The sequence below is a fragment of the Silvimonas sp. JCM 19000 genome, from assembly GCF_054652575.1.
Window position 1 is genome coordinate 1 of the sequence record NZ_BAAIHC010000002.1, and the last position, 16,787, is coordinate 16,787.

A 16,787-nucleotide genomic window follows, 5' to 3' on the forward strand; every position below is an offset into this window, starting at 1 on the left:
CTTACTTTCTCGGCTGTAGGAGAAAGTGACGTGCTCCCGGGCACCCCCGGGTATCTAAAATGCGCCGCAGGCTAAGCGGTAAAAGGTTTCAGGTCCGGCAAAGCCGGACAAAGTCACCCGCCGTAAACCTGGGCAGCCCCTATTGAGGTTGTTGACCGCGCGGGATGTGCAAATCGCGGTGATGTAGCGATGGCTTTGGCTGGTGGGTCACGACCCACCCTATGGATCATCGTCACGGCCCAGCCACCACGCCCACCGGATGTTGCCGAAGGCAACGAGGCCAGCACGCCTGGCAAACCAGCGCCATCTCCTGAGCGCGCGAAGGTAGGAGACCCGAAGGGGCTCCGACTGAGCGTCGCGTCCGCGGAGCGGCAGCTGGGCCATCGAAGTAACAGACGGTCCGTTTCGGCTTTTGACCTGCGGGCCCCCTGGCGAGCGAAGGATTCGCGAGTGGGGTCGCCTTTCTTTTGGTTACTTCTTCTTTGGCGAAGCAAAGAAAAGTGACGTGCTCCCGGGCACCCCCGGGTATCAAAAATGCGCCGCAGGCTAAGCGGTTAAAGGTTTCAGACCCGGCAAAGCCGGACCAACCCACCCGCAAAAAACCAAGCCACCCCAAGCATCAAAATGCGCTGCAGGCCAAGCCTCCCTGCCGTCAAATCTTCAACCGCTCCACAACCTCATCTTTGACCAGATGTCGCTCAATAATCTCGTCGATATCTTCCTGATCCACATAGCGATACCACGTGCCTTGCGGATAAATCACCAGCACCGGCCCCTCGTCGCAACGATCAAGGCAGCCAGCCTTGTTGATACGTACACCGCCCTCGCCGCGCGGCAATTTTAGCGCTTTGACCTTGTCCTTGGCATAAGCCTGCAAGGCAGAAGCGCCGCAATCATTACAGGAAGTCTCACCCGGGCCACGCTGGTTGGTGCAGAAAAACACGTGATGCTTGAAAAACTGTTCGCTCATGCTGGCTCCAGATTTCAGTGATGCGCGACCGGCGGAATGTGCGCCGTCACAAAGAAGGGTAGTTCACCCACGCGATCGGGCTGCACCGCGTCGATGACGTGAACTTCATCGACATGGCACTCGGCAAACAATTCCTGGGCAAAAGCGAGGATTTGCGCGGTGTCGTCCAGCGGCGCCAGCGGCCAGACAAAGCCTTCCCAGCGTTCGCTGTCTTCCCGGGCGGCAAAAGTAATGCGGATTTCGGCCGAATCATGCGCCGCCATCACCACCACCGGCGTGCGGCCGTTGCTGCGGATGCTGCGCAAGGCATTGCTGGTGGCCACTTGCAGCCGGGTCTCGTTCTGGGTCATACGCGCCGATTCCTGCGCGGCCAGCCAGCTTTGTGGTGCGCGCGGAATGGTAAACAACGTCACGCCATTGGTTTGCAGCTGGCGACCGATTTCCTGCGCCAGCGGCACCCCCCATGCGCCGATGCGGGCATTGAGTTTGACGGCGGGCGGCGCGTCTTTGCGCTGGATGGCAATGCCGATAATAAAGCGCGCGAACACGCCTTCATCCTTGAACTGCACCGGCGCTTCTTCCAGCGCCGTGGGCAGGCCACCGCTGGCGTATTGCAGTTGATCGCGCCATAAAGCCAGTTGCGCGGGATTGACGCTGGCCATCTGTTCGGGGTGCGCCAGCCGCGCCGACAAATACACATCGGCATCGGCGGCGATTACGTCGTGCTGTTCCAGCAGGGTGCGGATGGCGTCGATATCGCCAAGCTTGCCCGGCAGTTGCGCCTGGCCCTTGATGCCTGCCACCAGAATTAGCGGAATCGCAAACAAAACGGCCGTTTGGGCGCTGTAAGGATCAGCCTGTTCCACCACTTGCCGTAGTGCTTCCCACAACACACTGTAAGCGTAATGCGACGGCGCTTGCGTCAACGCGGCATTGAGCGCGGCATGGTCTTGCGTGGCCAGCACTTCGGCCAGTTGCGTATGCAGGGTTTTGCGCTTGGCAATCACCTGGGCGGCGTCATGCTCGGTCAGCAGCGACATCAGCGTGCGGATCAGCGGATTGTTGGGATTGACGCGCGGATACAGTCGGGGGTCTGGCAGTGTCATGGGCTGGCCGCAATAAAAAGACAAAATAATACGCTGTTTCTATCCAGTACGCCGCTTGACGCCGCCCTCAGCAAATGCATGTAACCGTTTGACACCATCCAGGTATTTGGATAGATTTGAAAGCCTGTTGGGATGCAGCTTTGCGTCTTGATAGTTTCTCCTTTGTAGATGTTGTTGGTGGACCCGGGGCATAACTCCCCCGGGTTTTTTTTCGTCCGGAGGACCCGCTGATGTCTCGCGTCGAACTGATCAATCAGGCCATGCTGGCCGATGTCGCTGCCGGGGCTGCCGCCAGCCCGCGCTTGCGCAAGAATCTCAATTTTCATCCGACCAACGAGTCGCCGTGCCATCGCATGCTGAACGCGCTGCAGCCCGGTACTTATGTACAGCCGCATTGCCACCACGACGCGGGCAAGGACGAGAGCATCATCGTGCTGAGCGGCAAATTCGGCTGTTTGATTTTTGACGAGGCGGGTAAGGTCGTACAAGCCTGTATGTTGCAGGCGGGTGGTGAAAACAGTGGTATCAATATCCCTACCGGGGTATTCCACAGCATCGTCGCGCTGGCCGCCGATTCGGTTTTTTTCGAGAGTAAACAAGGGCCATGGGCGCCGCTGGCCGAGACGGAACGGGGCCACTGGGCACCGCGCGAAGGTGAAGCGGGCTGGCAGGATTATCTGGCCTTTATGCTTAGCCATTTCTGACACACGCGATACATCGCGAAACCCGCATTCCAGCAAGTGTTGTGCCGATGCCAACACGTCACAAACTGCGGCATTTCAAACGCGATTGCGCTTGCCGCCGTCCCTTATACTGAGCCCTCGTTTTTAAGGGGCGGTGCGGATACTGCCCCTCGTCCCCGAGGTCAGTAATGAACAAGCTTTTCATCGCCTTTATTGGCATCTTTCTGGCGCACAACACCGTCGCTGGCATCACCGCACTGTTTTTGGGGCATTACGCGCCCGGACTGGCGTGGACCATGTTTGGCGTATCCATACTGGTTACGGTGGGTGCCGTAGGTGCGCTATCGCTGGTCAAGGCCGATATCATCCGCTTTCGCCTGGAAGTGGTTTCACTCGAAGACGAACGTGCGCGCGACCTGGCATGGCAGCTGACCGAGCGCGGCCCGTTTGCCAATACCGCCATTTCCTTTAATAAAGCGCGCGCCCATCTGGCGCATATCCTGCATGCAGTCCGGCTGGATCAGGTGCGTGTGTCGATGCAATCAGCCCGCGTCGGCAAGGTGATTCGCGATATCCATGCGGGTACGCAAGAGCAAGAGCGCCTGTCCGAATCGATTTTGAGCGGCGTCAGCGAAGCGGGCGCAGCGGTCGACAATGTGCATGGCAGCATTGAAGTGATTTCCGGCTACGCCAACGATCTGACCGATGCCGCGCAACATACGCAACGCGATGTTGGCGCGGCCAACAGCACCGCGCGCCAGGTGGCGCAAGTGATGCACGAGTTCACCGATAACCTCGACGCGCTGGTCAACGCCACCCAGACCATCGCCAATAGCGTCACCCAGATCAAAGAGATTTCGGACCAGACCAATTTGCTGGCGCTGAATGCCGCCATCGAAGCGGCGCGTGCGGGCGAGCAGGGGCGTGGTTTTGCCGTGGTGGCCGACGAAGTGCGCAAGCTGGCCGAACGCACCCATGGCCTGACCGACAGCGTGAATCAGGTGATCGCCAGCATCAGCGGCCAGTCCGAACGCACCGCCAGCGCGGCGCAACAGATCTACACCAGCATCGAACAAGCGGCCGACAGCCTGGATGTGGCCAACGGCCAGTTGCAAGGCTTTGTCGACGGCGCGGCCAAAGTGCAGCGCGAAGTGGGTGAGATTCGTGTTGCGATCGAAGAAATGCGCAGCGGCCATCAGCATGTGCACGCCAGCGTGTCCACCATGCATGCGCACAGCGGCGAAATGGCTGGCCGTGCCACCAGCGCCACCGCCACCATGGGCGAGCTGGATACCGCCACCGAACATGCGATGAAGGCGATCAGCACCTTCCGCCTCGGCGATTATCGTTACGACCGCGTGCTGAACCAGTTGCAAGCGGCGCAAACTGATTTCGAGCAACGCCTGAGTGCCATGGCGGCCAGCGGCGTCAATCTGTTCGATACGCAATACACGCCCATTGCCGGCAGCAACCCGCCGCAATATCACACCAGTTACGACGGCGCATTTGCCCAGACCTTCCGCCCGCTGCTGGACCAGTACACCGCCAACGTGCCCGGCGCCGATCTGACCGTGATGTGCGCGGCCGATCATGTTTACGCACCCACCCATGTCAGCAAGTATTGCCAGGCGCATGGCGCAGATGTGGAACGCAATCGCGCCTTCGGTCGCGACAAGCGCTTTTACGGCGATAACGCGATGCTGAAGCAAAGCGCGCAAGACACCGCACCGGTGATGATGCAGGCCTATGTGCGCGACGTGGGCGATATCTTTGGCCTGGTGTCGATGCCGATCCGGGTTAACGGGCGGCATTGGGGCGGCGTGATGATGGCGGTGGATTTCCAGCAATTGCTGGACTGAGCGCGCCGGTATTTAGAAATCAGACACAAGCAGCGCGCCCACCTGAACTCGCGCGCCGCCGCAGGGCTCTACCGAGGCCTTGATCTATAAACAGGGCTGGCCACCGGCCCGGCGCTCCGTCCTTTGGCGGACGCCCGGCTGGCGGTTTGCCCCGATCATGTTCGCCATCCCCGGTTCAGGAGTTTGCTGCCATGGCTTTGAATATTCGCGGTTACGCCGCGCAATCCGCCACGTCCCCCGTTGCACCGTTCAGCTTTAACCGCCGTGACCTACGCGCCAACGACGTCGATATCGAGATCCTGTATTGCGGCGTCTGCCACACCGATCTGCATGTGGCCCGCAACGAATGGGGCAATGCGCGTTATCCCGTGGTGCCCGGCCACGAGATCATCGGCCGTGTTAAAGCCGTGGGCAGCGAGGTGAGCGGATTCAAAGCGGGTGATCTGGTGGGGGTGGGCTGCATGGTTGATTCGTGCCAACACTGCGCGCCATGCCAGCAGGGGCTGGAGCAATACTGTCTGGAAGGCAGCACGCTGACCTACAACTCGCTGGATCGCCAGGACAAATCGCCCACCTATGGCGGTTATTCGCAAAGCATCGTCGCGCGTGACAAATTCGTGCTGCACATCCCCGCCGCGCTCGACCCCAAGTCCGCCGCGCCTTTGCTCTGCGCCGGCATCACCACCTATTCGCCGCTCAAGCACTGGAAGGTGGGCCCCGGTCAGAAAGTTGCGGTAGTGGGTCTAGGCGGGCTAGGGCATATGGCGCTCAAGTTTGCCCACGCCATGGGCGCGGACGTAACGCTGTTCTCGCGCTCGCCCGGCAAGGAACAAGAAGCGCGCCGGCTGGGGGCGGAACATGTGGTCATTTCCACCGACGCCGACCAGATGAAAGCCGTGGCCGGCCAGTTCGACTTCATCCTCGACACAGTGCCGCATCAGCACGATCTGAACCCCTATCTGGCGACGTTAAAACTGGATGGCCAACTGGTGCTGGTAGGCCTGCTCGAACCAATCGACCCACCCCTCGCCGCAGGCGCACTGGTGCGCAAACGCATCTCGGTGGGTGGCTCGTTAATCGGCGGCATCGCTGAAACCCAGGAGATGCTGGACTACTGCGCCGACAAAGGCATTACGTGTGATGTCGAGATGATCAATATCCAGGACGTCAACACCGCATACGACCGCATGTTGAAGAGCGATGTGCGCTATCGCTTTGTGATTGATATTGCGTCGTTGGGGTGATGCTGGGGCAGCTTTGGGTGGGGCAGATAGCAACGCACCTCTTGATGGCTTTGGGTGGTGGGTCTAGACCCACCCTATGAGACGGCATGGTTTGCAAAAACGACGCGATCAGCACGCGGTGCAGCCGTTCACTGTCACGACTCAGCCGCCACGCCCACCCGATGTTGCGCAGCAACGAGGCAACCCCGCGTGCAAAACCCCAACCATTTCCTGAGCGGGCGAAGGTAGGCGACGCGCAGCGGCGCCGACTGAGCCTCGCGTCCGCGGAGCGGCAGCTGCAAAACCCGGTTATGCAGACGGTTAGTTTCGGCTTTTGACCTTATCCCTTCTGCGCAGCTTTATCGCGCGGAGGGTCGCCTTTCTTTTGGTTACTTTTCTTTGGCGAAGCAAAGAAAAGTGACGTGCTCCCGGGCACCCCCGGGTATCTAAAATGCGCCGCAGGCTAAGCGGTTAAGGGTCGTCAACAGCCGCTGCAACACTACCCCCCAAAAAAAACCACCCGCCGCAATGGCGAGTTCTTGCCACCTACCACCGGCAAATCTTGCCGACCCCCGCTTGCCGCCACCCCAAACAAAGAATTTTCCTAAGATTATCAATAAGATAATTCCTGGCATGCTTCATGCTTCTCTACGCACAAACGTAAAGGAGCAACACGATGGCCGTCGGCATGATGGATCAATACCTGGACAAACAAGCCACCGCAATGAAACTGCGCGGCTACCGCCAGGACGTGCTCGCCAGCAATATCGCCAACTCCGATACCCCCAACTACAAAGCGCGCGATTTTGATTTCCAGAGCGCCTACCAGTCGGCTGTCGCCAGCAGCGGCAAAAGCACTGCCCCGCTGGCTACAACCGATGCGCGCCATCTGCAACCGGCCAACAAGATCGACCCGTTTGCGCCGACGCTGAAATACCGCACCGAAACCCAACCGTCGATCGATGGCAACACCGTCGACATGAACGTAGAAATGCGTGACTTCGCCGACAACACGCTGCGGTCCGAAGCGTCGATCACGTTTATGCAAAACGCAATTTCCAGCTATCGCGCCGCTTTGTCGTCGCAATAACGGGGTGTAACTCATGGGCATGTTTCGCACTTTTGATATCGCCGCTTCGGCCATGACCGCGCAGTCGATGCGCCTGAACGTGGTGGCCAGCAATATGGCTAACGCCGATTCGGTGACCAGCTCCAACGGCCAGCCGTATCGCGCCAAACAAGTGGTGTTTCAGGCTTCGGCCATCGGCAGCGAAAACGGCGCCGGGGTGGGCGTCAAAGTGCGCGATGTGGTGGAAGATCAAGCGCCGCCACGCCTGCAATACGATCCGCACAATCCGCTGGCAGACGGCAACGGTTACGTGGCCATGCCCAATGTGAATGTGGTGGAAGAAATGACCAATATGTTGTCGGCTTCGCGGGCCTATCAGACCAATGCCGACGTAATGAATACCGCCAAAACGCTGGTGCAACGCACGTTGCAACTGGGTACGGCTTAAGTCTTGTCCGGGAGACATGCATCATGACCAGTTCCGTGAGCAACAAGTCGTTTGACTTCAGCAGCCTGAACAGCACCAGCGCCACTTCGTCGGGAGCCAGTGGTTCGGCCGCAGCGCAGGCCGCCACTGACCAGCAAAACCAGTTTCTTAAATTGCTGGTGACGCAATTGCAGAACCAGGATCCGACCAACCCGATGGATAGCGCGCAGACCACCTCGCAACTGGCCCAGATCAGCACGGTGACCAGCCTGGCGCAAGTGAATGCCAATCTGCAGTCGCTGCTCACCTCCAGTTCTTCGGCACAGTCGCTGCAAGCGGCCAGCCTGATCGGCAAAGCGGTACTGGCACCGACCACCAGCTCGTTTACCTTTGATGGCACCAATCCGGTTTCCGCTTCGGTGGATGTGCCGACCGGTACGCAAAGCATGACGGTGCAAGTGGTCAACAGCAGCGGTTCGGTGGTGGATACCTTCACCAGCACGCCGACCGCCGGCCAGATGAACGACATCGAATGGGACGGCACCGACGCCAACGGCAACAAGGTGGCCAAGGGCGAATACAAACTGGTGGCCAAAGGCACGGATGCCAGCGGCACCAGCAACAGTCTGCCCGTGGATGGCTGGCAGCAAGCCACCAGCGTGGTACTCGGTTCCAGCGGCATCCAGGTCACGCTGGGTGACGGCAGCAAGGTTAATCTCAGCGACATCAAACAGATCGCGGCAATCCCGTCGAGCAGTTCGAGCACCAGCTCAACCTCGTCCTGATTGCACCAACCCATAAAACACGGCCTTTAAATACTGATTGATTTGATGCCCGGGGAGGGCAAATCCAGCGCGGCCCACGTACTGGATTCAGGAGAACACCATGGGTTTCCAGCAAGGTCTTAGCGGTCTGAATGCATCGTCCAAAAACCTGGACGTCGTCGGCAACAACATCGCCAACGCCAACACGGTTGGCTTCAAGGAATCGCGCGCTGAGTTCGCCGATATCTATGCCTCGACCTTTGCGTCGTCGTCCAACGTGGCCGGTATCGGTACCCGCATCAAGGACATCGCGCAGCAATACGGCCAGGGTAACGTCGAGACCACCAGCAACCCGCTGGATGTTGCGATTACCGGCAACGGGTTTTTCCGGATGCAAAGCGCGGCCGGTTCGATTTCGTATTCGCGTAATGGCCAGTTCCAACTGGATAACACCGGCTTTATCGTCAACAACGGCCAATACCTGACCGGCTGGCCCGTCAGCGCCACCACCGGCGCCTTGATCAAAGGCGGCACGCCGCAACCGTTGCAAGTCACTGTCGGCAATATCGGCGCACGCGCCACCGGCGGCTCGGGCACGGCCAACGCCGGTTTGTCGCTGACCACCAACCTGAATGCCTCATCGCCGGTGATCAGCCGGGCAGCATCGCCCACCGGCGTGGGCCCGCTGTCGATTAGCGACCCGGCCACCTATACCAGCACCACCACCGCCACGGTTTACGATGCGCAAGGCGTGTCGCACAACCTGTCGTTTTATTTCACCAAAGTGGCGGCCAACCAGTGGGAAGTGCAAACCTCGTTTGACGGTGGTACCCCCACCCCGACCGGCGCCGGCGGCACCAATGGTTATCTGATGTTTACCGGCAACGGCGCGCTGGACGCGACCACCGTGCCGACTGATCCCTTGACCGGCACCGCCGCCAGCAACGTGTCGGGCTTTACCTTTTCGACCACGCTGACCGCCCCCAACGGCGCCACCAGCCCGTTTACCTTTGCCGTCACCTTCCCCAAGAGCACGCAATTCGGTAGCCCGTTTGACGTCACCGCACTAACACAGGACGGCTACGCCGACGGCACCATCACCGGTTTGTCGATTGGTTCGGATGGCGTGGTGGTGGGTAACTACTCCAACGGCCAGACCAAGAACATCGGCCAGATCGTGCTGGCGTCGTTTGAAAACAATCAGGGCCTGCAGCCGCTGGGTGACAACCGCTGGTCTTCGACCTTTGCCTCGGGCCAGCCGATTATTGGCGACCCCAACACCGGTAACCTGGGTTCGCTGCAATCGTCGGCGGTGGAAGATTCCAACGTCGATCTGACCAATGAACTGGTCAATCTGATTACCGCGCAGCGTAACTACCAGGCCAATGCCCAGACGATCAAGGCGCAGGACACCATCCTGCAAACCATCGTTAACCTGGCGTAATTAACGCACTAACCCGCAGCACAGATACAGGCAAACGCAACGCATGGATCGGCTTATTTATGTGTCTATGACCGGGGCCAAACAGGCCATGAACCGGCAAGCCACCGTCTCGAACAATCTGGCTAACGTGTCGACGCCAGGTTTTCGGGCCGATCTGGATGCGTTTCGTGCCGTGCCGGTGTTGGGCGGCGGCGAGCCGACGCGCGCCTTTGTGGTGGCGCAAACCACCGGCCAGGATTTCACCCCCGGTTCGGAGCAGTTCACCGGGCGCGATCTGGATGCGGCAATCGACGGTGACGGCTGGTTTACCGTGCAGACCAGCACCGGCGAGGCCTACACGCGCAACGGCGGCTTCGAGATCGACGCGGCCGGTTTGCTCAAAACGCGCAACGGCCTGACCGTGCTGGGCACCAACGGCCCGATCACCGTGCCGGAAAACACCAATGTGTCTTTTGCTGCGGACGGCACCGTTACCGGCGTACCGCGTGACAACCCGGCCAACACCATAGACCTGGGCCAGCTCAAGCTGGTCAACCCGGCCACCAATCTGCTGGCCAAGGGCAGCGATGGCTTGTTCCGCCAGCGCGATGGCCAGACGGCGCAGGCTGATGCCAACGTCAAAGTGCAGGGCTCGTCGCTGGAAAACAGCAACGTCAATGCGGTGTCCGAACTGGTCAACATGATCAGCGCGCAACGCCATTACGACCTGCAAGTGCAGATGATCCAGAACGAAGACACCAACGCGCGCTCGGCCGCGACGCTGATCCAGTTCAGCAGCTAAGCCGCGCTGATCTGACATAACAACAACGAAACCAACAATCGCCAACGAGGAAACCGCACCATGATGCGTTCACTGTGGATCGCCAAGACGGGCATGGATGCCATGCAGACCAACGTCGACGTGATCTCGCATAACCTCGCCAACGTGGCCACCACCGGTTACAAACGCGAACGTCCGATTTTTGAAGATCTGCTGTATCAAAACCTGCGCCAGCCCGGCGCGGCCACCAGCCAGACTTCGCAATCGCCCACCGGCCTGCAACTGGGTACCGGTGTGCGCCCGGTGGCGACGGCGCGGATTTTCCAGCAAGGTAACTTGCAGCTGACCGAAGGCCAGCTCGATATCGCCATTAACGGCGCGGGTTTCTTCCAGATTGCGCAATCGGATGGCACCACCGCCTATACGCGTGATGGTTCGTTCCAGCTGGATAACCAGGGCAATGTGGTGACCGCAAACGGCCTGGCCTTGCAACCCGCGCTGCAAGTGCCAGCCGGCACCACGTCGTTGTCGATTGCCAAAGATGGCACGGTGACGGCCGTGGTCAATAACGCCTCGAATGCGCCGGTGACGCTGGGCACCATACAGCTGGCCACATTTATCAACGACCCCGGTCTGCAAGCCATCGGCGACAACCTGTATCTGGAAACCAATGCCTCCGGCGCGCCGACGGTGGGCACGCCCGGCACCAACGGCCTGGGTGCCATCAACCAGGGGTATATCGAAACCTCCAACGTTAACGTCACCGAAGAACTGGTCAACATGATCCAGGCGCAGCGCGCTTATGAAATCAACAGCCGCTCGGTGCAGACGTCGGACCAGATGTTGCAGAAGCTCACGCAGTTGTAATTGCCGTCGTAGAGGAAAGATCATGAACGCCATCGTCCGCTTTGGCCTGTTGGCCAGTACCGCCGCCGTGCTGGCCGCGTGCTCGTCGGCGCCGACCACCACGATCATCACCGCGCCCACTACCGTGCGCCCGGAACCGGGGCTGCAGGCCAATTACAATCAGGGCGCTATTTTCCAGTCGGCCAATTCGCGCCAGTTGTTTGAAGAACGCGTGGCGCGGCATATCGGTGACTTGCTCACGATTACGATTTCGGAAAACCTCAACGCGGCCAACAAGGTCAATACCGCCAGCGAACGCAATGGCAGCCTGAGCCTGACCGGCACCGGCTCTTTGCCCATCATTCCGGGCTTCTTGCGTACTTTCCTGAGCAGCGGCACCGCCACCACCTCGGGCGATAACAAGTTCACCGGCACCGGCCAGGCCAACAACACCAATACCTTTACCGGCGCGATCACGGTGTCGGTGACGGATGTGCTGTCCAACGGCAATTTGCAGATTGGTGGTGAGAAGCAGATCGGCATCGGCGGCCACGTCAACACTTTGCGTTTGACGGGGGTGGTAAATCCGACCGATATCGCCGCGGGCAACACCATCGCCTCGACCAAAGTGGGCGATGCCCGGATTGAACAAGTGGGCGTGGGCACGATAGCCGACGCTAATACCATGGGCTGGATGCAGCGTTTGTTCCAGAGCGTCAGCCCGTTCTAAGGATTGAATCATCATGCGGCTTTTGCGTATCGGCAGCGTCATGCTGGCCCTGTTGTTCAGCATGACGGCCATGACCGCACGTGCGGACAAGATCAGGGATATCGCCACCTTTGCCGGCGTGCGCCCCAACCAGTTGATTGGTTATGGCCTGGTGGTGGGTCTGGACGGCAGCGGTGACCAGACCACGCAAACGCCGTTTACCGTGCAATCGGTCACCAACATGCTCAACAACCTGGGCGTGCAAGTGCCCAGCGGCGGCAATCTGCAGCTCAAGAACGTGGCGGCCGTCACCGTTACCGCCGCACTGCCGGCCTTTGCCCGGCCGGGACAACCGCTCGATATCACTGTGTCGTCGATAGGTAACGCCAAATCCTTGCGCGGCGGTACCTTGGTGATGACGCCGTTAAAGGGCGTGGATAACCAGATTTACGCCATGGCGCAGGGCAATGTGCTGGTGGCAGGGGCGGGTGCTTCGGCCGGTGGCTCAAGTACCACCATCAACCAGTTGGCCACCGGGCGTATTCCCGGCGGGGCCACGGTGGAACGCGCGGTGCCCGGCGGCGTGGGGCAGGGTGATTTTGTGCAGCTGGAATTGCTGGAGACCAACTTTACCGTCGCCAACCATGTGGTTACCGCAATCAATAGCGCGTTTGGCCCGGTGGCGTCCGCCATGGACGGCCGCGTGATCCAGATTCGCGCGCCGGAAGACACCAACCAGCGCGTCACTTTTTTGAGCAAGCTGGAAACGCTGGATGTCACCCCGGCCGATGTTGCCGCCCGCGTGATCATCAACGCGCGCACCGGTTCGGTGGTGATGAACCAGGCGGTGACGGTGGACCCATGCGCAATTTCGCACGGCAATCTGACCGTGACCATCAACGCCATCAACACCGTGGTACAACCGCCGCCGCTGTCGGGCGGCCGCACCGCACGCAATACCAATGCGGATATCCAGATTGATGCCGACAAAGGCCCGATCGTGCGGCTGCCCAAGGCATCCAACTTGCGCGACGTGGTGCGCGCGCTCAATGCTGTCGGCGCGACGCCGCAGGATTTGCTGGCGATACTGCAAGCGATGAAAGCCGCAGGCAGCCTCAAAGCCGACTTGCAAATCATCTAATAGGGTGGGTCTAGACCCACCATCCAAAGCCGCGTAACCGAGCCACATGTCTCGAGATACCGCTTTGATTGATAGTTATTGACCCACCATTCAAAGTGGCATGCCAGGCGCAACGCTTGTGGATATGCCTTTGACTGGTGGGTCATGACCCACCCTATTTGAAGCGTTTTACCCAGCCCTCGAACGCTTCCACGTACTTGCGCAAGAACTGCTCGGTACGTTCGGTGGGCTGATCATTCTCATCAAACATCTGCCCCGCGCCGCCCAGATAGGCCTCGGGTTGTTGCAGCACCAGCACATCCAGAAACACCAGCGACTGGCGCAGATGATGGTTGGCGCCAAAGCCGCCAATCGCGCCCGGCGACACACTGATCACGCCGCCCGGTTTGCCGCTGAAGCCGCTCTTGCCATACGGGCGTGAACCCACATCAATCGCATTCTTCAGCGCGCCCGGCACCGAGCGGTTGTATTCCGGCGTGATAAACAGCACGGCTTCGGCCGCGTGCAACTTCTCGCGAAACGTCACCCACGGCGCGGGCGGCTCGTCGCCGTCGATATCCTCGTTGTACAAGGGCAGCTCGCCGATCTCCAGAATCTGCAATTGCAAAGACGGCGGTGCCAGATCAATCAGCGCATGTGCGGTCTTGCGATTAAACGACGCCTTGCGCAGGCTGCCGACCAGAATTGCCACTTGATGGGCCATACGTTTTCTCCTGTGAGGGGCTAAAGCGGAACAGCCCTCAGTCTAGAACATCAGCTAGCGCGATCGCGCCCCGGCATGGTTCCAGGACGGGTTGCAAGTTCGATCAGCCCGGTTAACAGACGATGACCGCAATGCACTGGGGCGGCTGCGGTGCGGCAAGCTTGCATACCGCCGGAACGCAGTGACCGGAGCGTACCGTGTGTACGTGAGGATCACGAGTACCGCCGGGATGCGAGATTGCCCGCCGCAGTCGGCCCCATGTGGGACTGCACCTACCGGCGAATCGGGACTGCCCGCACCAGAATCGCGCGCGCGCACTGACAGGCGCAAACCCGCGCCCAGCCTACGATGCAATCACTGGATAAGACATTGCAACAGGGCGATGTCACCGAACTCACCGCAGGGAGAATCATCATGGGCAAGTACTTTCTGGCATGGCTGCTGGGCGTTCCGTTTACCGTTTTGCTGCTGGTCTATTTTCTGTTTCATCTCTAAGCCGATGAAGCCTCGCACCACGCCCGCGCTGTAAACAGCCGGGCGTATTGCGTATCTGGCGCGCCGTGGATTACACCGTCGCGCCGCACCCGGAGACACAAATCATGAGTCATATCACGCTGGATGTAGCGACCGAGCCGGTGATGGTGGATGCCGAGGGCGGCGCGCTCAAGCGCACGCGTTGGGGCGCCGCGCTGGCTGGGGTGGCGGTCGCCTTGGCCGTGCAGTTGTTCTTTAGTTTGCTCGGCGCGGGTATCGGATTTTCTTTGCTGAATATGGCAGCGCGCAACGGCGATAGCCTGAATGGCGCGGGCCTTGGCTCGATTTTGTGGTGGACCGTGTCCAGCGTGATTTCGCTGGTGCTCGGCGGCTGGACCGCGGCGCGTCTGTCCGGCACTTTGCAGAAACAGGATGGCGCTTTGCATGGCGTGCTGGTCTGGGCCATCACCACCTTGCTGGGCGCGTTTTTGTTTGTGTCGACGCTAGGCGCCGTGGCGCATAGCGTGGGCGTAGGTGTGACCGCTGCCGCCGCCGGTGCCAGCCAGAGCGATACCCCGGCCTTTGTCCAACGCCAGGTGCAGGGCTTGCTGGGTAGCAATGGCGCATCCAGCGATGCCCAGGCCGCCAAAGCCGCAGTCAGCGATGAGCAAGTCCGCGCTGCTGCTGCGCGTCTGCTGGCCGACGAGGCCGGTTCGGAAGCGTATGCCACTGACCGGGCGCAACTGGTGCAAACGCTGTCGCAACGCACCGGCCAGACCCCGACGCAGGCCGATCAACAAGTCAGCCGCTGGGAAGGCCAGTTGACCCAGGCACGCCAGCAAGTACAACAAGCCGCACAAACTGCATCCAAAGCGGCGGCCCAGGCCTCGCTGTGGGGCGCATTTGGCTTGCTGATCGGGGCCCTGGCGGGTTTGCTGGGCGGGATTGCCGGTGTGCGCCCGGAAGCGGAGATCACCATCCGCCGCACCCACGGCCCGGCTACGCCGGATCGCGTGGTGGTGAATGATCCGGTGACTGCGCGCAATGCCAGCGGCACGCTGGCGGAGCCTGTGGTTGACGACAGGCTGCATGCGTCCAGCGTGCGTACCGATCCCCGACTTTGATACAACCGAGCTAAAGCCACCTTATGGAATCGTTAACCGTCTGGTGGCTGCTGATCGGCGGGTCGCTATTGTTTATGGTGGTGATCGGCAGCACGCTCAAGCGGCTGCCGATCAGTACTGCCACTTTGTATCTTGTGCTCGGCCTTGCGGCGGGCCCGGCCGGATTCAACCTGATCCGGCTCCATCCCTCACATCACGCCCATATGTTGCAGCTGGCCTGCGAAGTGGCGCTGATTCTGTCGCTGTTTTCTGCCGGTCTTAAATTACGTCTGCCCTTTACCGATCCGCGTTGGCGCATCGCCTTGCGACTGGCCTTGCCGACGCTGGTGTTGTCGATCGGGCTGATGACGCTGGTGTGCGTGTTTGCCTTGGGCATGGACCTGGCCTCCGCATTGCTGCTGGGCGCGATGCTGGCGCCGACTGATCCAGCCCTGGCATCGGAAGTAACCGTGCAGAACCCGGGTGACAAAGACGCGGTGCGCTTCAGCCTGACCGGTGAAGCCGGTATGAACGACGGTGTAGCGATGCCGTTTGTGGTGCTGGCGCTGACGTTTTTATTGCCCGGCAAAAATCCCGGCTTGTGGACGTGGTTTGGTATGGACGTGGTCTGGGGCATGCTCGGTGGCGTGGGGGTTGGCTTGCTGCTGGGAACGCTGGTAGGACACGGCATCCCCTATTTGCGCTTGCGGCGCGCGGCGATGGGGCTGGATGAGTTCGTCGCGCTCGGCACCATTTTTATGGCCTATGGCCTGGCGCAGCTCTGCGTGTGCAACGGCTTTCTGGCCGTATTTGCCGCGGGCGTGGCCTTGCGCCGCATTGAACATCGGCATAGCAGCGGCCGTGGCCCGGAAGAAGCAGTGGGCGCGGTCGAGGTCGGCAACGAAGCCGATGCCGCCAGCCATCCGGAAAAAGCCCCGGCGTGGCTGGCGCTAAAGGTTCTGGTCTTTAATGAACAACTGGAACACATGGCTGAATTTGCCATGGTGTTCTTGATTGGCTGTTTGCTCAGTGCTGGCTTCTGGTCGTGGCCCGCGCTGTTGCCGGCCTTTATGTTGTTTGTGGTGGTGCGGCCAGTTTCGGTGTACCTCGGCCTGATCGGCACCAGCGTGCGACCGGTGCAGGCCCGTTTGATCGAGTGGTTTGGCATCCGTGGCGTCAGCTCCTTGTTTTACGTCAGCTATGCCATCAACGCCGGGCTGCCCGGGCCGCTGGGGGATCGTATGGCGGGCATCATACTCACCATCGTCGCGATCTCCATCGTGGCGCATGGACTGTCGGCCACGCCGCTGGCGTGGTTGTACGAGCGTTACCAGAACCGCAGGAATATGGCCGGACGCGCGCAATAGCGTGGTTTGTCCGCGCGCACAGCCCATGCTGGCGGGCCGTGACGCTGGCACCAGCTTGCGTGGTGGGGCCGGACCAGGCTGCTGGGTTCCACCCCATGGACTACAAAGCTGTCGGTCGATTCCTGCGCGCCACGGGGCG

17 protein-coding genes are annotated in these 16,787 nt (G+C 60.4%); 14 read left to right on the forward strand and 3 right to left on the reverse strand.

Annotation, left to right across the window (positions count from 1 at the left end; all coding sequences use genetic code 11):
- Positions 1–652 precede the first annotated feature (652 nt).
- Positions 653–970, reverse strand: coding sequence for a (2Fe-2S) ferredoxin domain-containing protein (locus ACYQ1A_RS02310; RefSeq protein ID WP_499359901.1), 318 nt, complete (start codon positions 968–970; stop codon positions 653–655).
- A gap of 14 nt (positions 971–984) precedes the next feature.
- Positions 985–2,076, reverse strand: a complete 1,092-nt coding sequence (locus tag ACYQ1A_RS02315; protein ID WP_062224940.1) for a hypothetical protein — start codon at positions 2,074–2,076, stop codon at positions 985–987.
- Positions 2,077–2,306: 230 nt separating this feature from the next.
- Between ACYQ1A_RS02315 and ACYQ1A_RS02320 the strand changes: the two genes are divergently transcribed.
- From ACYQ1A_RS02320 to ACYQ1A_RS02370, 11 genes are all read left to right on the forward strand, one after another.
- Entirely contained in the window at positions 2,307–2,780 is a 474-nt protein-coding gene (locus tag ACYQ1A_RS02320; protein ID WP_499359903.1) for a WbuC family cupin fold metalloprotein, read from the forward strand.
- 167 nt (positions 2,781–2,947) lie between these two features.
- Entirely contained in the window at positions 2,948–4,618 is a 1,671-nt protein-coding gene (locus tag ACYQ1A_RS02325) for a methyl-accepting chemotaxis protein (RefSeq protein WP_499359904.1), read from the forward strand.
- A 191-nt stretch (positions 4,619–4,809) separates the two neighbouring features.
- Entirely contained in the window at positions 4,810–5,862 is a 1,053-nt protein-coding gene (locus tag ACYQ1A_RS02330) for an NAD(P)-dependent alcohol dehydrogenase (protein WP_499359905.1), read from the forward strand.
- Between the two features lie 655 nt (positions 5,863–6,517).
- Entirely contained in the window at positions 6,518–6,931 is a 414-nt protein-coding gene (flgB, locus tag ACYQ1A_RS02335; RefSeq protein ID WP_062223943.1) for a flagellar basal body rod protein FlgB, read from the forward strand.
- Positions 6,932–6,944: 13 nt separating this feature from the next.
- Entirely contained in the window at positions 6,945–7,358 is a 414-nt protein-coding gene (gene flgC, locus ACYQ1A_RS02340) for a flagellar basal body rod protein FlgC (protein WP_062223945.1), read from the forward strand.
- A gap of 23 nt (positions 7,359–7,381) precedes the next feature.
- A complete protein-coding gene (locus ACYQ1A_RS02345; RefSeq protein ID WP_499359906.1) occupies positions 7,382–8,122 on the forward strand; it encodes a flagellar hook assembly protein FlgD in 741 nt (246 codons plus the stop codon).
- Positions 8,123–8,222: 100 nt separating this feature from the next.
- Entirely contained in the window at positions 8,223–9,545 is a 1,323-nt protein-coding gene (flgE, locus tag ACYQ1A_RS02350; protein ID WP_499359907.1) for a flagellar hook protein FlgE, read from the forward strand.
- A 43-nt stretch (positions 9,546–9,588) separates the two neighbouring features.
- A complete protein-coding gene (gene flgF / locus ACYQ1A_RS02355) occupies positions 9,589–10,326 on the forward strand; it encodes a flagellar basal-body rod protein FlgF (protein ID WP_062223956.1) in 738 nt (245 codons plus the stop codon).
- Between the two features lie 60 nt (positions 10,327–10,386).
- On the forward strand, positions 10,387–11,172 hold the full coding sequence (gene flgG / locus ACYQ1A_RS02360; RefSeq protein WP_499359909.1) for a flagellar basal-body rod protein FlgG: 786 nt from the start codon (positions 10,387–10,389) through the stop codon (positions 11,170–11,172).
- 22 nt (positions 11,173–11,194) lie between these two features.
- Positions 11,195–11,881 (forward strand): flagellar basal body L-ring protein FlgH, encoded by a 687-nt coding sequence (locus ACYQ1A_RS02365; protein WP_499359910.1) that lies wholly within the window; start codon positions 11,195–11,197, stop codon positions 11,879–11,881.
- A 13-nt stretch (positions 11,882–11,894) separates the two neighbouring features.
- On the forward strand, positions 11,895–13,001 hold the full coding sequence (locus tag ACYQ1A_RS02370) for a flagellar basal body P-ring protein FlgI (RefSeq protein ID WP_499359911.1): 1,107 nt from the start codon (positions 11,895–11,897) through the stop codon (positions 12,999–13,001).
- A gap of 154 nt (positions 13,002–13,155) precedes the next feature.
- Here the strand turns inward: ACYQ1A_RS02370 and ACYQ1A_RS02375 are convergent, their stop codons facing one another.
- The gene (locus ACYQ1A_RS02375; RefSeq protein WP_499359912.1) at positions 13,156–13,704 is read right to left on the reverse strand and encodes an NADPH-dependent FMN reductase; all 549 of its coding nucleotides are present in this window, start codon (positions 13,702–13,704) and stop codon (positions 13,156–13,158) included.
- A gap of 348 nt (positions 13,705–14,052) precedes the next feature.
- Here ACYQ1A_RS02375 and ACYQ1A_RS02380 point away from each other — a divergent pair, with 348 nt between their 5' ends.
- The 3 genes from ACYQ1A_RS02380 to ACYQ1A_RS02390 all read left to right on the forward strand — a co-directional run bounded on the left by ACYQ1A_RS02380 (position 14,053) and on the right by ACYQ1A_RS02390 (position 16,648).
- Positions 14,053–14,199 carry a hypothetical protein gene (locus ACYQ1A_RS02380; RefSeq protein ID WP_499359914.1) on the forward strand — a complete coding sequence of 49 codons (147 nt, stop codon included), beginning with the start codon at positions 14,053–14,055 and terminating at the stop codon, positions 14,197–14,199.
- A 104-nt stretch (positions 14,200–14,303) separates the two neighbouring features.
- Entirely contained in the window at positions 14,304–15,302 is a 999-nt protein-coding gene (locus ACYQ1A_RS02385) for a hypothetical protein (RefSeq protein WP_499359916.1), read from the forward strand.
- A gap of 23 nt (positions 15,303–15,325) precedes the next feature.
- Entirely contained in the window at positions 15,326–16,648 is a 1,323-nt protein-coding gene (locus ACYQ1A_RS02390; protein WP_499359917.1) for a cation:proton antiporter, read from the forward strand.
- Positions 16,649–16,787 lie beyond the last annotated feature (139 nt).

Excerpts from the sequence above, each read along its gene's own strand:
- flgC (WP_062223945.1), top strand. The coding sequence starts at position 6,945 with ATGGGCATGTTTCGCACTTTTGATATCGCCGCTTCGGCCATGACCGCG.
- ACYQ1A_RS02370 (WP_499359911.1), top strand. The coding sequence starts at position 11,895 with ATGCGGCTTTTGCGTATCGGCAGCGTCATGCTGGCCCTGTTGTTCAGC.
- ACYQ1A_RS02390 (WP_499359917.1), top strand. The coding sequence starts at position 15,326 with ATGGAATCGTTAACCGTCTGGTGGCTGCTGATCGGCGGGTCGCTATTG.
- ACYQ1A_RS02315 (WP_062224940.1), bottom strand. The coding sequence starts at position 2,076 with ATGACACTGCCAGACCCCCGACTGTATCCGCGCGTCAATCCCAACAAT.
- ACYQ1A_RS02325 (WP_499359904.1), top strand. The coding sequence starts at position 2,948 with ATGAACAAGCTTTTCATCGCCTTTATTGGCATCTTTCTGGCGCACAAC.
- ACYQ1A_RS02310 (WP_499359901.1), bottom strand. The coding sequence starts at position 970 with ATGAGCGAACAGTTTTTCAAGCATCACGTGTTTTTCTGCACCAACCAG.
- flgE (WP_499359907.1), top strand. The coding sequence starts at position 8,223 with ATGGGTTTCCAGCAAGGTCTTAGCGGTCTGAATGCATCGTCCAAAAAC.
- ACYQ1A_RS02385 (WP_499359916.1), top strand. The coding sequence starts at position 14,304 with ATGAGTCATATCACGCTGGATGTAGCGACCGAGCCGGTGATGGTGGAT.
- ACYQ1A_RS02345 (WP_499359906.1), top strand. The coding sequence starts at position 7,382 with ATGACCAGTTCCGTGAGCAACAAGTCGTTTGACTTCAGCAGCCTGAAC.
- flgF (WP_062223956.1), top strand. The coding sequence starts at position 9,589 with ATGGATCGGCTTATTTATGTGTCTATGACCGGGGCCAAACAGGCCATG.
- flgG (WP_499359909.1), top strand. The coding sequence starts at position 10,387 with ATGATGCGTTCACTGTGGATCGCCAAGACGGGCATGGATGCCATGCAG.
- ACYQ1A_RS02320 (WP_499359903.1), top strand. The coding sequence starts at position 2,307 with ATGTCTCGCGTCGAACTGATCAATCAGGCCATGCTGGCCGATGTCGCT.
- flgB (WP_062223943.1), top strand. The coding sequence starts at position 6,518 with ATGGCCGTCGGCATGATGGATCAATACCTGGACAAACAAGCCACCGCA.
- ACYQ1A_RS02375 (WP_499359912.1), bottom strand. The coding sequence starts at position 13,704 with ATGGCCCATCAAGTGGCAATTCTGGTCGGCAGCCTGCGCAAGGCGTCG.
- ACYQ1A_RS02380 (WP_499359914.1), top strand. The coding sequence starts at position 14,053 with ATGCAATCACTGGATAAGACATTGCAACAGGGCGATGTCACCGAACTC.
- ACYQ1A_RS02330 (WP_499359905.1), top strand. The coding sequence starts at position 4,810 with ATGGCTTTGAATATTCGCGGTTACGCCGCGCAATCCGCCACGTCCCCC.
- ACYQ1A_RS02365 (WP_499359910.1), top strand. The coding sequence starts at position 11,195 with ATGAACGCCATCGTCCGCTTTGGCCTGTTGGCCAGTACCGCCGCCGTG.